We start from the raw sequence: 14,273 nt of genomic DNA on the forward strand, positions 1-14,273 counted from the left end.
ATGAACTACACCAACTTAATTAAAAACTTTCTTGCTTTTTGCTTTGGCCTAGTCATGGTACTTCTAGTATTAGAAGTATTTTTTACTTTTATTATTCCAGCTTCTAATTCTCCAGAATCTTTTTATGATGAGGCCGATAATATTGTAAAATTTAAGCCAAATACTGAGGGAACTATGACCCTTGGTCCATGGGCGGAGCAACCCTTTTATTGGCATATAAACAATGCTGGGTGGAATAATTTCCTAGATTATGACGCTGATGATAGTCGGCCTTTAATAGCTGTAATAGGCGATTCTTATATTCAGCCAATTGGGGTTGATATTAATAAAAGTTATCCAGTTCTTTTACAGGAAAAGTTAAAAACTAAATACAGAGTTTACCAGTTTGGAATGTCAGGTGCTCCTTTAAGCCAATACCTTCATATGAATAGGTATGTTAAGGCAAAATATAAACCCGACATTTTTATTTTTAATATAGTTCATAATGATTTTATAGAAAGCTTGAGCTGCTATACTTTACCCGGTCGTAATTATATGGCTATAGATTCTTCTTCAAAGAAGGAGGTTTTTCTTCCATTTCATTCTTATTTAGGAATAGCACAATTAGCCAGAAAAAGTAATTTGATATGTTATTTAATGCGAAACCTAAAAATAAATTCAAGATTGGTAGACCAAAACTTACCAGTGGAAACTTTTGACCTAATGGCAGATATGCCCAAACAAACTGCTATCAGAGAAAAAGTAGAGGAAGTCACAGATTTGCTATTAACTCGTATGAAAAATGAAAACCCAGATTCAAAATTAGTTTTTGTTATGGATGGATTAAGAGCAGAAATTGAACTGAAAGATTTTGAGAATGGTACTAATTCTTGGATGAATAAAATGATGAAAGAGAAGGTTGAGGCAATGGGTATATCCTTTTTAGATTTGACCAATTTCTTTCAAGGAGAGTATAATAAAAATAATACTAGTTTTTCGTCTAAAATAGACCCTCATTGGAATGACTATGGTCATCAGAAAGTATATGAAGTTTTATATCCGTTTTTATTAGAAGAAGGGATAATTAAGTGATGGGAGTACTAAGGAACATTGTTAAAAAAGTAATATATGGAACGGTTATTTTTCCACTTAGAGCCTACTTGTCTAAAGAGAGAGAGGTAGTAGTGGAAGGTATAAGGATATCCGTTCCGCCAAGTGTTTTTCATCCTAAACTATACTTCAGCACTCTTTTTTTGAAGGAATTCCTTAAAAAGGAAGAGTTCTATAAAGAAACTAAAAAAGGTTCTGTTCCTAAAAATGTATTAGAATTAGGAGCAGGCTCAGGGCTTTTGTCAATCTTTATGGCCAAGCAAGGTGCAGTGGTGACTGCTTCTGATATTAATCCAGTGGCTTGCCATACAGTAACTAAAAATGCGGTATTAAATAATGTGAAGCTTCAAGTACTTCGTTCAGATTTGTTTGAAAACTTTACATATAGCTTATTTGACTTAATTGTAATCAATCCGCCTTATTACCCAAAATACCCAAATGATGATACCGAAAGGGCTTTTTTTTGTGGAGAAGATTTTGAGTATTTCAGAGACCTTTTTAAACAGTTACCTAAGTTTTTAGAGAAAAATGGTAAGGTTATCATGGTTCTTTCCGAGGATTGCGGAATTGAAACAATTAAAAAGTTGGCTTTAAAACATGACTTTAAATGGAAGGAAGTGGAAAGAAGAAGAATTAAAAGTGAGTTGAATTTTATTTTTGAGCTTTTATAGAATATGATATCATCAGATGATTTATTTAACTACTACGCTGCATTCAATCATGGCTTTCTTCATGCAAATTCAGAGAGTGGAACAGAGAAGCTTTTGGAAGAAATAGGTAATTTAGAATATGAAAAAATATTAGAAATTGGAATTGGCACAGGTGCTACTTTGGTGAAAATAGCATCAAGAAATAGTTTTGTGAAACTAGTAGGTGTAGATATTTCAACATCTATGTTAAAGAAGGCAAGGTCGCGTATTAGGTTTTCAATGCTAAAAAGGCGAATAACTTTAAGACAGATTGAGGGTTTTGGGAAATTACCTTTTGATGATAACTCTTTTGATATTGTGTATGTAGAATCGGTTTTAGCCATACAAAGAACTGAGGTCTTATTGTGTTATTTACAAGAAATTCTTCGAGTATTGACTTTAAAAGGAAAAGTAGTGTTAAACGAAACTTTATGGCTTACTGAAATTACGACAGAAGAGGTTAGAATGGTCAATGATTTTTGCTTAGAAAATTATGGAATCATTCAAGCGAATAGCGAATTTGCCTATCCTGATAATTGGCAAACTTTCTTGCATCAAATCGGTTTTGAAAACATTAAATTGACTGAAATTCAAGACTCTAACAATTTAAAAAAGACTTCAAATTTGTCAGAGATACTTTCAAGTATATTTTCCTTAATAGGACGTTTGAATTTAGTATTCTCTTCAAGTACTAGAAAGAATTTATTAAAAATAGAATCAATAAACCTACCATTTACAAAGGGGAAAAAATACATGAACGGTGTATTAATTAGTGCTACAAAATGATAAATAAAGAACATTTAAGGCAGTTGAATGCAAAACTTTACCCTAAACGCCTTTGGCATCCACCGGCTTACATTGTGTTGGGGGTTAACAATCTGTGTAATCTGCATTGTAAAATGTGTGATGTGGGTGTAAAATATAATGATAGTAATTTCTATACCAATTTGATGGGTACAGAACCGGTAAATATGCCTATTGAATTATTAACAAGGATTATTGACCAAATCGCTCAATTTTTTCCTGCAACTAAAATGGGATATGCTTTTACAGAGCCACTTATTTATTCTAACCTGGAAGAGTCATTGGCTTATGCTAAGAATAAAGGAGTCAGTACTAGTCTGACTACTAATGCTTTTAATTTGAAAACTAAAGCAAAAATGTTGGCAAAGAATGGTTTGAAAGAATTGAGTATTTCGCTAGATGGTCCTCCAGAAATTCATAATGAAATCCGTCAAAATAAACGTTCTTTTCAGCGAGCTATGGAGGGGATAGAGTTACTCTTAGGGGAAGAAAACTGCCCAGAGATTGGTGTCTATTGTGTTATTACAGAATGGAATATAGGCTATCTGCAGGAAATGTTGGAAATTTTTAAGGACATCCCTTTGAAGAACTTCGGTTTTATGCACAGTAATTTTACTTCAGAGCCAATGGTAGCTGCCCACCGAGCGATGCTTGGTGACCAATATCCTGCTACGCAATCAAATGTTTCAGATACAAATATTGAAGAATTTGATTTGGAATTGTTATGGAAAGAGTTGAGGGAAATTAAAGCTAAAAAGTATCCGTTTCCAGTACATTTTTCGCCAGATTTAAAGAGTTTTACCGACTTACAAACATTTTATAAAGAGCCAGCTAAACCAATCGGTAAATTATGCTTAGATAGTTTTAAGTTGATGATGATAAAGTCAGATGGTTCGGTAATTCCAAATCATGGCCGTTGTTATAATTTGGATGTAGGCAATGTATATCAAAGTTCTTTACTTGAAATTTGGAATAGTCCTGCTTTAGGAAATTTTAGATCTGATTTAGTTAAAGCAGGAGGGCTGTTTCCTGCTTGTAACCGTTGTTGTAGTGCTTTTGAGAAACCTTTCTGGTCATAAACATATGAATAAAGTAATTATTTTTAATCCAAGAGCAACAAAAAGTAAGCCTCGACTTCCTATTACCATTATGCAATTGGGAGCTGCTTTATGGGGGAAATATGAATTCGTTTTTGTTGATGGAAACCGTGAAACCGACCCTTATTCTAAGATTGAAAACTATCTAAAGTCAGGAGAATATAAGTATTTTGCTTGCACTGTAATGCCCGGTCCTCAATTGGAGCAGGCTATAAGATTTACAAAAAAAATAAAGAGCGGCTTTCCTGAAATTATTAATATTTGGGGAGGATATTTTGCTTCTAACCAGTATCAAGTTTGTATTGAGTCTGATGCAGTAGATTACCTTGTCAACGGGATTGGCGATATCGCTTTTCCCGCTTTGCTTGATGCATTGGAAGCAAAAGAGCCCTTGAAGTTGATCAAGAACCTAATTTACCTTGAAAATGGGGAAATAATTAAAACTCCAAAGGTAACCATGATTGACATAGATTCCATTCCGAGGTTGCCATATACTTTCCTAGAGAAATTTTATTCGATGGACGGATATATAGGGAAAACCCACTTAGGCGAGCGAACCACACAGTATCATAGTAGTTTGGGCTGCCCATTTACCTGTTCGTTTTGTGGTATTGTTCCTATTTTTAAAGCACGCTGGAAAGGTAAATCTGCTGAAGCGATGTTTGCCGACATCATGTATCAAAAAGATATGTATCAGATTGATTCTGTAGAATTTACTGACAATAACTTTTTTGTCTCGGAAAAAAGAGTGGTTGAGTTTTCGAAATTGATAAAAGGACATGGTATAAGTTGGTGGGGGGAAGCAAGGATTGATACAATGGACAAATTTTCAGATGAGACATTGGCACTCTTGAGAGAAGCGGGTTGTAAGATGATATTTTTGGGAGCAGAAAGTGGCAATGACGAATTACTGAGTGAAATAGATAAGGGCGGTACGCAAACGGGAGACCAAATGTTGGGATTCGCTAAGCGCATGAAGGATTTTGATATAATTCCAGAGTACTCTTTTGTATTAGGTTTTCCGGCTGAAAATGCAGAAAAGGTAATGCAACAAATAGATAAAGAGATACTTTATATTAAAAAAATAAAGGAGATAAACCCTGATACAGAGATTATCATTTATGTATACAGCCCGGTACCGCAAGAAGGTTCTGAAATGTATGAAAAGGTGAAGGATTCGGGCTTTCGTTTTCCTGAAACCTTGGAGGATTGGTTAGATGATAGTTGGCAAAATTTCGATTTACGAAAGAATCCGCTCACGCCATGGCTAACGAGTGCTATGATTGACAAAATTCAAAATTTCGAAGTAGTTTTAAATGCTCGATACCCAACAACACAAGACATAAAATTGAGTAATTTCCAAAGGAAACTAATTTCGGGACTGGCAAATATTAGATATAAAACAAACTTTTATAAAGCTCCATATGAGCTTAAGGCGTTACAGAGATTTTGGCTTAAGTATCGTCAGCCAGAAATAGAAGGGGCAGAGTTGTTATGAAAAATTGGGAAAATGTTTTGAATCAAACACTCATAGATTACTCAGAGGGTGTGGGATTACTCTCAAAGTACAAAGTAGGGAGCAAGAAAGAAGATTTGTATTTAAAATTAAGGAGTCAAGAAGGTAGAGTTTTAAGTGATGGCTTGGCTCAAAACCTACCTGACTTACCAAAAAAGCATCCTCTTTTCTTGGAGTGGCAATTAAGGAAAGACACACAAGTAAGATTTTGTAGTTATTTAAAAAAGAAAACAAGGCCACTGAAAATCTTAGATTTAGGTTGCGGAAATGGATGGTTTTCATCAAAAATGGCAGAAATACACGGAGTAGAGGTGTTAGGTTTAGACTTAAATTTGTTAGAGCTAAAACAAGCTCAGAGACTTTTCGGTAATGACAAGGTCGAATTTGCATACGGAAATATTTTTGATGACTTATTTAAGAAAGAAACTTTTGATATAGTAGTTATAAATGCTGCCGTTCAATATTTTCCGTCTATTTCGGAGCTTTTTTTAGTATTTTTTGAGATCCTAAAACCCGAGGGAGAAATTCATATTTTAGACAGTCCGTTTTATAAAGTAGAACAGTTAAACGCAGCCAAAGAAAGGAGTTTAGAGTATTATAAATCGCAAGATTGCTTAGAAATGGCAGAATTTTATTTTCACCATAGTTTTGACGATTTTAAACCATTTTCGCCGACCTATCGAAGAACCAAGCTTTACTTTCTTAAGAAAGTACTACTAAAAAAGCAAAACCCTTTCAGGTGGGCGAGTTTTCGAAAGAAATAGACCCTATGTTTAAGAAACAGTGAATGGTTTTTAAGTTTACAGCGAAAGGATAAAAGAACAGGAGCAATTGTAATATGAATAGAAAAACAATCGTCATTTCTGCAATTAACTATTTTGAGGGTGGTCCACTAACAATTTTGATGGATTGTTTAAACGAGCTGTCAAGTGCTAAGTATTCATATTTTAAAATTATTATTTTAGTACACAAGCTTTCACTTTTTGAGGAAAAAAAATATCCAGGAAATATACTGTTTAGAGAGTTTCCTAAATCAAGAAAAAGCTATTTCTTCCGACTTTATTACGAATTCATTTACTTTAATAAACTTATTAAAAGTGATAGTTCATTTAAAAATGTTTATTTATGGTTTTCATTGCATGATATTAGTCCTAAAATAAAAGCAGAAAGAAGGGCTGTTTATTGGCAAAGCCCAAGTCCTTTTTACAAAGCTAATTTTGGTGAATTATTTTCAAATACAAAACTGTTTGTTCATTCCTTTTTGTATCGCTATGTTTTACAGTTTAATCATAAATCAAACGATTTTATTGTAGTTCAAGCATACTGGTTAAAACAGAAGGTGAGCTCTTGGTTTAATATTCCTAAGGACAAGATAGTTGTAGCCCAGCCAATTGAAAAAAAGGGTTGGAGAGAAGTTGGCTTAAAGAGGCCCAATGTTATACCAACTTTTTTTTACCCAAGCCTGCCTAGGACCCATAAGAATTTTACTGTTTTAGGCGAAGCAGCTGAAGTATTATTAAAACAAGGAATTACCAATTTTCAAATCATTTTAACATTAGATGAGAACGACAATAATTTAAGTCGAAGTCTTTTTAATAAGTTTGGAGGTGTTTTCCAGATTAAATTTGTCGGAGTTTTGGACAAGAAAACAGTTTTCGAATACTATGAGCATTGTTCTGCACTCGTTTTTCCTTCAAGGTTAGAAACATGGGGTTTGCCTATTTCCGAATTTAGAGACTTCCAAAAACCAATGTTGGTAGCCGACTTGCCTTATGCTAAAGAAACCGTTGGAGCGTATGACAAAGTCCGTTTCTTAGATAGTCATAACCCGCAAGAATGGGCTGCGGTTATGAGAAAGGTGATTTTAAAAGAGAAAATAGATTATCAAAAAAACGAAGTTGCTGAGATTCCAACTCCAAAAGCAGAAAATTGGGAGGAACTTTTTACTATTTTATTGGAATGATGCCCATTATTATTTCCAATAAAACCCTAAATTAAGAATAGCTGATTAAGCCAAACGTCTTATAATTTGAAACCAATCATAACGGCCTCCATTGTAATATATAATAATGACAGAAATGTCTTAATAAAGGCTATTAAGAGTGTTTTGATGGCTAAAGAACTCAAAATACTGTATTTAATTGATAATTCGGATTCGGATATTTTTAGGCATCTTTCGAAAGATAAACGGGTAGATTATCGCCATAATAAAAGCAATTATGGATTTGGAAAAGCTCATAATATCGCAATAAAAGCGGCAATAGAAAGTAATTCTGCCTATCATTTTGTGGTAAACCCAGATATTTATTTTATGGAAGATGTACTGCTGCCGATGGTTAATGTGATGGTAAATGACTCGGAAATTGGCTTAATGATGCCGAAAGTGTTAAATTATGACGGTAGTGTTCAATTTTTGCCCAAGCTTCCTCCTTCTCCTTTTTATATGATTTGGCGAAAAATAAAGATTCCAAGAAAAGCCTTCAATAAATTCATCAATTTATATGAAATAAGAAACGCACCTCAAAATCAAACATATATTGCTCCCCGGATTTCGGGCTGTTTTAGTTTGTTAAATTTGAATGTGATCAAGGATTTAGGAATGTATGACGAGCGTTTTTTTATGTATTTTGAGGATTCAGATTTGTCACGAAGAATATATCAAAAATATAAAACCATTTATTATCCAGAGGTTTCCGTATATCACGCCTACCAAAATGGGGCAGGGAAGAATCCAAAGTTATTTATGCTTTTCGTGCATTCTGCTATTAAATACTTTAATAAATGGGGCTGGTTTTTTGATAAAGAACGTAAAGAAATTAATGTGAGAACTATTAATCAATTTGATTCTTTATAAAAAAGTAAGTGAATGGTTTGGTATTAGTGCTTTTAAAAGAATATTTTTTTGTAAAATTTAGTAATCGCAATTAGCACCATAAAATTTGGGCTTCGGTTTAAAACTTTTCAATGTATTATATTCAGGTTATGGCTCAAGCCTTAGATGATTCTTTAATTAAATTCATTTAATGTATCTGTTTTAGAGGCTATAGAAAAAAAAGATCTTTTAACTTACTTTTCAGTTTTAGGCAAAGTACAGAAATCAATCATTGAAAATGAAAAACGAATACATTTGGAAAGGCTATACATTTAAAAAACTAAGCGAAGAGGAATATCCTGCTTGGGCTACTTTTTTTAGTATGGTGTTTAAAAGGAAGTTTACGGCTAATTTCTTCAAAATTAAATATAATACAGGGCATCTTGGAAGGAAACTTCTGGCTTGTATTGCATACGATTCTGATAAAGTTCCGGTAGCTTCCTTTACGAATATTCCGTATATGGTTGAATATAACGGAGAAAAGCATATTACTCTTCAGAATTGTGATGACGCTACCCACCCTGATCATCAAAGAAGGGGCCTTTCTTCCAAAATTTCTCAATTCAGTTTTAAATTTGCAAAACAGGAGGGCTATACTTGGTTGTTTGGTTTGCCGAACGAAACCCTAAGTTTGGTTTTTGATAAGCAAGGTTGGACTTTTTTGGAGAGATTTAAATTATATAGTTTTAAGATTTCTACTCTTCCAATTTTTGGGGTCATGATGCGTCTAGGCCTATCAAAAGTATATGAAAAATATACTTATATTCTACTGAAAAAGTATATTGTAGAACCTGAATCGTTTAATTCTTTTAACAATAAGGGGTTTATGACAGTGCATCGAAGCTTAGAACACCTCACTTATAAAGCAGGTCTGGACAATTTTTTTGTTAAAATTAATGAAGTTGTTTTTTGGTTAAAAATTGGTGGAGGAAGTTTGATAATTGGTGATGTTAAAGTCAGTTCTGAATCTGAATTACTTGTCGGAATGAAAGAATTGAATAGAATGGCAAGGCTATTGGGACTAAAATCTATTTTCTTTCAAACTCAATCAGGTAGCAACTTACAACAGTACTTTGAGAATAATTATCAATCTAAGAATGGCCTGCCTGTGTATTACATGAATTTAGGTTCTGAATTACCTTTAGAGAAATTGAAATTAACTTTTGCGGATTTCGACACTTTTTAATTTTTAATAAGTTTATCAAACAATTCTTGATATTGACTCACTGTCCAAACTATATCATGTTTCTTAGACCATTCTAATCCTTTTTTTTGATAATCTTTATATTGTTGAGGATTGTTTAAAAGTGATATTAGTTTTAACGCTAATGCGTCTGAATCTTTTATATCTACAGCAATCGTACAGTGATTTTCCAAATCTGCATTCAAGCCTACTCGTGTTCCTGCCACCACTACCCCCGATGCCATAGCTTCATTAACTACTACTGCTTGACTCTCAGATAATGAAGTAAGAAGGAAAATGTGTGATTTAGAAAAATGTTCTGGTAGCTCTCTATAGGGAATCCTTCCAAGAAAGGAAGTGTTATTAGATAGACCCATTCTTTTTGCTATTTCTTGTATTTTTCCATTAAGTGTATCTAATCCAATTATTGTCAAATTTGCATCTATTTCTTGATTGACTTTTTTAAAAGCTTTTAATAATGTCACTTGGTCTTTGACCAAATTTATACTAGCAACATGGATTATTTGTAATGGAAGTGTTAGTGGATTGCCTAAAAATCTAAATTTATGGGTATTCACCCCAAAAGGGATTAATTGAATTTGCTTAAAAGTTATACCACTTTCTTTGATTTTATTGATTTGATAATTAGATAAGACTAGTAAGCAATCAGCATTTCTAGCGGTATAATTCAGTATATTTCTAAAATATGTTTTATGAAATTCGCCGTAGTGTATTTCAGGAATACGAACAACTTCTCCTCCAATAAAGCCTACGACCACTGGTCTTTTTAGAATTTTACCTAGTAAAACTGATAAAAAACCACAAGGGAAACCCCAAAAGCCCAGAAATAGGTGATACGGTTTTTTGAAATGATTAGATAGTATTGAAGTAAAAAGATAGAAGAAGCGAATAAACAGCCGTTGATTTTTTAAATAGGATACATCAATTACCTTATAGTTTTTAGCAACAAAGTTTTCATTAACCTTGGCAAAAGAATATACGGTGATGTCATAAATATTAGCTAGCTCCTCAATTAGAATCGCTTGGTGAGGAATTCCTTCAGATCTAAATCCAGTACCTACACTTCCCAAAGTAATAATAGCGATTCTTTTTTTTATCATGATGTTTGAGGACTTATTTCACTAATTGAATTATCATATCGGTTGAGTTCTTATAATATTATTTAAAAGATTATCTCCTTGTTCAAAACATGTATTATACCTTTAATCCACTTAGTTAGCAAATTGTGCTTCAATATAGTGCGTTTTAACGCACTTTATTCTTCTTAGAGAATGGGAGTTCATTTTTTAGCTCTTCATAAATGACCTGTCCTACTTTTTCTGCTCCAATGTTAGTATAATGCACTGAGTCATAATAAAAATCAGGATTGTTGTCTAATTTAGATGCTAGGTCAATCACTAATACATCATTTTCCAGTCCAACTTCGATAGTTGTTTGATTATAATATTTAACAAAAGAAAGTGGATGAGAATTAGTGAGATTATATATTGGTTGAGTAATGAGAATAGGTGTAATGTCTCTCTTTATGCATTGGTTTATAATGTTATCTAATCTTTTTTTGTATTTTTTCTGGTTTTTTAAATAAAGTTCACTTTTCTCTTTAAATTCTTTTTTTGATAAATCTTTAGGAGACTTATTTGACATATGCCCCATCTCATATGTTCTTACTAGCAATTGCCTGCGTAGATTCCATAGGAAAGAAAATAGTTTACTTTTTTGAGCTATCATTCTAAGTCGATACTCTCGTGAATCTTCTAAAAATGAATCGTCATTATTTTTTACTACATACATTTCATTGAGCCCAACTAAAAACAATATCATATCAGGGTTATAATCAAAAATATGTTCTTTTAATAGAACTGAATGACCAAAGGATGAACACCCATCAATTCCGGCATTGTTTATCCAAATTCTGTCCATTGTTTGGGATAATTTAGAGTTTAATACATAGGTCCAAGTCTTAGTGTTATCAAGTAGGGAGCATTCTGTTGTACTTCCACCCACGGTAAATATGGAATAGTACTCTGATAAATTAGTTGGGGGATTTATACCTCTAAAGCCAATAGAGTTGGTGCTGTAATATATTGTATCATCTAATCCGCTTTGATGAAGTGGGTTGTCTATTATTAAAGTTTTCTCAAAGTCTTTTATTAATCTTAAAGAATTTCCAATAACTCTAGTTGGAAGTGGATTATAAATTCTTAATACCAATTCAGCAATAAGCAAGCCCAATAGAAGACCAAATAGTATCAATAATATATTAGGAAGTACTTTTTTCATATTTACTAAGGGTTTTGCCAAAGCTTGGTATAATTTAGTTTTTCTTAGATTTAGCTTTTTGATTTTTGTAACAAGTATTAATTCTGACTGAAATAGTTTGTCAGTTTTGTTAACTTTTAGTTACGAACTTTGACCTTTATTTCTGTACTCATTTTCTTTAATATTTGTTATTTAATATAGCCCAGACTTGATGTGATAGATTGGTAAATGGGTTAATTGTAAGCCTTGAGTGTATTCTAGGATCAGTCTTATCTTCAGGAAATAGATAATCTACTGCATATTGTTTCTTAAAGCCCATTTCGAAACAAGATTGAATTAAATCTCTGGTATAGGCTCCATCTGGGAATGCAATACTCTGAACTTCTCGCTGTAGTAAATTTTCCAAATAATGCTTTGCCATAGTTATTAATCTGACAGCTTCAGTATGGCTACATACATCGAGGTTTTCATGGTAGTATCCATGTAATTCTACACTTGCATACTTAGATTTGTCCAATTTAATGATTTCTTCGTCAGACAAAGTTTTCCAGTATATCTCCCATTCTTCTAATTGTGATAAGCCTTCGATTTTAGGAAAGGATGTGTATATTTTCTTTTTAAAAGACCAATCGTGTGTTTTACACATAGTTTTTAGGCTTACACCATGTACGTTTTTATAGACTCCATTTTTTTTATTATACTCATCACCTCCAACGGTTATTTTGGCGTGACTTAAATTAGATGCGAGGTCTAAATAGTCAGCCCAAAGCATCGAGTATTGTGTGTGGTTAATGGCTGTAACAAAGAATGTAGCATGAATTTGCCTTTTTTCAAGTATTGGTAAAGCTAGTTGTAAGTTGTTTCTATATCCATCATCAAATACGATTGCAATATTCATACGATCTGGATCAATTTTATCGGATACTAGATCAGACAGGGAAACAAGATGATAATGTTTTTGTAAAAAATCTAATTGTTGTGCAAAAAGCTGTGCTGAAATAAAACGTGAATTAATAGAGGTCTGTCCTATTAAATCAATGCCATGATAAAGTAGAATACACTTTCCTGGTCGGTCATTTAATAACCAGTTGTTTCTCAAAAATCGAGATGTCATGTCAATACCTATTCTACGAATATGGTAGCCAGTTTTTTTGTAAATTGTATAAAATGAATTTGTCATAAATTGTACTGTATTAGACAGTATTTGAACTTTTAAATCTGAGACTTGACGAAAACCTTTAGATTCTATTAACTATAATTTTCTCAGGATAACTTAGTTTGCTATTGCTAATAGCTCGTACATATGTTTTTCTTTAGGAAGATAGAAGCCATCTTTTTGTAATTTCCATTCTGCAACTTTTTTTATGGGAAGCATGGTTGAACTTTTCTTAGGCCTATGGGCTAGATTCAAATAGAATTTAAAATTCTCAAAAAAGCGTTCTTTTTCTTTTGTTACCCATGGGCCTGATAACCCTAAATGACCAGATTTCGACCATTCAATTCTTGTTTGCGGCAGCGTATATCCTTTCTTTTCAACATCCTCTGTTATGGCTGAACGCGGGTATGGTTTAAAATAGAAAATAGGTGTGTCAAACTTGGTGTTTTGTCTTCTTAGTTTTTTTTGCAACTTTAACTGTTTCTGAAACACTTTCATCTGATTCGTCAGGAAAACCTAGAGTAAATGGAAAGATTACACTAATATCAAGCTCCTTACATTTATCTGCACAGTAAAATACTTCTGTTAGTTTTACATCCTTTTTCTTCCAGTCCATCATTTCTTGCGAACCTGATTCTACACCAATCAATAACCTTCTTAAGCCTGATTTTTTACAAAGATCCCAATCTTTATTAGTGAGCCTTTTTCCTTTAACAGCACGCATAGTTGCTGCCCAAGATATATTTAATTTACGATTTATTAATTCCTTGCAAAAACCTTCAATTCTATTTTGATAGAAGGATACCAGTTCTTTATACGCGTTCTTCCCTTGTCCTTGAATTGTAATGCCTATGAAAGGCTTGTCGTATAGAGTTTGTAACGGAAAAAGAGAAGTGTCCGAATCTCCCCATATTACAGGCAAATTAGGTCTAGCCTTTTTGACTTGTGCAGAGAGATTTAGAGCATCTGAGATTGGTGCTCCTGTTATTACAGAAGCTCCAAAACAAACTGCATCTTCTAAATGAGGTAAAACAGAATTCAATACGTTATTCGTCAATCTTCCATCAATTATTATGACTTCGTATTTTTTTGAGTCTAAAATCGAACCGATTGCTAACAAAGTAAGAGGCATATCAAATAATACGGTCTTTGAATTATATAAGATTACCTTTTCCCGTTTGTGCATGTTTTAATTAGAGGTCAAAGCCTAAATGAATCTGGGTTTATTGTTGTTTTTTTTTAATGCAAGCCGCATTTATCAAATATAATCAAAATATAATTCGACCGATTAAAGTTATGTGAATCGAAGATGATAAAATTCTTGAGCAGTAGAACGACTGTTTTGGCAGACTACAATTTGGTGGAACCTAAAAATAAATCTTTTACTTTAAAGAATAATGAAATTCAAAAGCTAAATGGATTAGAGCCATTTTTTTGAGAGTCAAAACAAAACTGCTTAATAATGAGAAAAAGTTCTAGTATTATTCGGTAGTGATTTTGTTTCTAAATATTAAGTAGGTAAAGTGAATGTTCAAAGATTGTTTTAAAACTCTTTCGGAAAAGGTTAGGCTAAAGGAGCACCTCAAG

At 32.9% G+C, this 14,273-nt stretch carries 14 protein-coding genes; 9 read left to right on the forward strand and 5 right to left on the reverse strand.

Translation table 11 applies throughout. The annotated features are described in order from the left end of the window. From AC0L6O_RS11110 to AC0L6O_RS11150, 9 genes are all read left to right on the forward strand, one after another. On the forward strand, window positions 1-1,071 hold the full coding sequence (locus AC0L6O_RS11110; protein ID WP_473302379.1) for an SGNH/GDSL hydrolase family protein: 1,071 nt from the start codon (window positions 1-3) through the stop codon (window positions 1,069-1,071). Beyond that, window positions 1,071-1,760 (forward strand): HemK2/MTQ2 family protein methyltransferase, encoded by a 690-nt coding sequence (locus AC0L6O_RS11115; RefSeq protein ID WP_473302381.1) that lies wholly within the window; start codon window positions 1,071-1,073, stop codon window positions 1,758-1,760. Before AC0L6O_RS11110 ends, AC0L6O_RS11115 begins: the two co-directional genes overlap by 1 nt. 3 nt (window positions 1,761-1,763) lie before the next feature. Further along, complete coding sequence (locus AC0L6O_RS11120) at window positions 1,764-2,564, forward strand: class I SAM-dependent methyltransferase (RefSeq protein WP_473302382.1); 801 nt, start codon at window positions 1,764-1,766, stop codon at window positions 2,562-2,564. After that, on the forward strand, window positions 2,561-3,661 hold the full coding sequence (locus AC0L6O_RS11125) for a radical SAM protein (RefSeq protein WP_473302383.1): 1,101 nt from the start codon (window positions 2,561-2,563) through the stop codon (window positions 3,659-3,661). The genes AC0L6O_RS11120 and AC0L6O_RS11125 overlap by 4 nt, the downstream gene beginning before the upstream one ends. A 4-nt stretch (window positions 3,662-3,665) precedes the next feature. Next, window positions 3,666-5,177, forward strand: coding sequence for a B12-binding domain-containing radical SAM protein (locus AC0L6O_RS11130; protein WP_473302384.1), 1,512 nt, complete (start codon window positions 3,666-3,668; stop codon window positions 5,175-5,177). Continuing rightward, window positions 5,174-5,959: a class I SAM-dependent methyltransferase gene (locus AC0L6O_RS11135; RefSeq protein ID WP_473302386.1), complete on the forward strand. Its 786-nt coding sequence runs from the start codon at window positions 5,174-5,176 to the stop codon at window positions 5,957-5,959. Before AC0L6O_RS11130 ends, AC0L6O_RS11135 begins: the two co-directional genes overlap by 4 nt. Before the next feature lie 74 nt (window positions 5,960-6,033). After that, entirely contained in the window at window positions 6,034-7,158 is a 1,125-nt protein-coding gene (locus AC0L6O_RS11140; protein ID WP_473302387.1) for a glycosyltransferase, read from the forward strand. Window positions 7,159-7,224: 66 nt separating this feature from the next. Beyond that, the gene (locus tag AC0L6O_RS11145; protein WP_473302389.1) at window positions 7,225-8,049 is read left to right on the forward strand and encodes a glycosyltransferase; all 825 of its coding nucleotides are present in this window, start codon (window positions 7,225-7,227) and stop codon (window positions 8,047-8,049) included. A 256-nt stretch (window positions 8,050-8,305) separates the two neighbouring features. Beyond that, window positions 8,306-9,253, forward strand: a complete 948-nt coding sequence (locus AC0L6O_RS11150) for a GNAT family N-acetyltransferase (protein ID WP_473302390.1) — start codon at window positions 8,306-8,308, stop codon at window positions 9,251-9,253. Here AC0L6O_RS11150 and AC0L6O_RS11155 read toward each other — a convergent pair. From AC0L6O_RS11155 to AC0L6O_RS11175, 5 genes are all read right to left on the reverse strand, one after another. Next, the gene (locus AC0L6O_RS11155; protein ID WP_473302391.1) at window positions 9,250-10,371 is read right to left on the reverse strand and encodes a glycosyltransferase; all 1,122 of its coding nucleotides are present in this window, start codon (window positions 10,369-10,371) and stop codon (window positions 9,250-9,252) included. The genes AC0L6O_RS11150 and AC0L6O_RS11155 overlap by 4 nt on opposite strands. Before the next feature lie 145 nt (window positions 10,372-10,516). After that, on the reverse strand, window positions 10,517-11,551 hold the full coding sequence (locus AC0L6O_RS11160) for an SGNH/GDSL hydrolase family protein (RefSeq protein ID WP_473302392.1): 1,035 nt from the start codon (window positions 11,549-11,551) through the stop codon (window positions 10,517-10,519). 157 nt (window positions 11,552-11,708) lie between these two features. Beyond that, a complete protein-coding gene (locus AC0L6O_RS11165; RefSeq protein WP_473302394.1) occupies window positions 11,709-12,710 on the reverse strand; it encodes a polysaccharide deacetylase family protein in 1,002 nt (333 codons plus the stop codon). Window positions 12,711-12,803: 93 nt separating this feature from the next. Continuing rightward, window positions 12,804-13,157: a hypothetical protein gene (locus tag AC0L6O_RS11170; protein WP_473302395.1), complete on the reverse strand. Its 354-nt coding sequence runs from the start codon at window positions 13,155-13,157 to the stop codon at window positions 12,804-12,806. Then, the gene (locus AC0L6O_RS11175; protein WP_473302396.1) at window positions 13,120-13,872 is read right to left on the reverse strand and encodes a radical SAM protein; all 753 of its coding nucleotides are present in this window, start codon (window positions 13,870-13,872) and stop codon (window positions 13,120-13,122) included. Before AC0L6O_RS11175 ends, AC0L6O_RS11170 begins: the two co-directional genes overlap by 38 nt. Window positions 13,873-14,273 lie beyond the last annotated feature (401 nt).

The organism is Arcticibacterium sp. GJ41-1 (genome assembly GCF_055808875.1).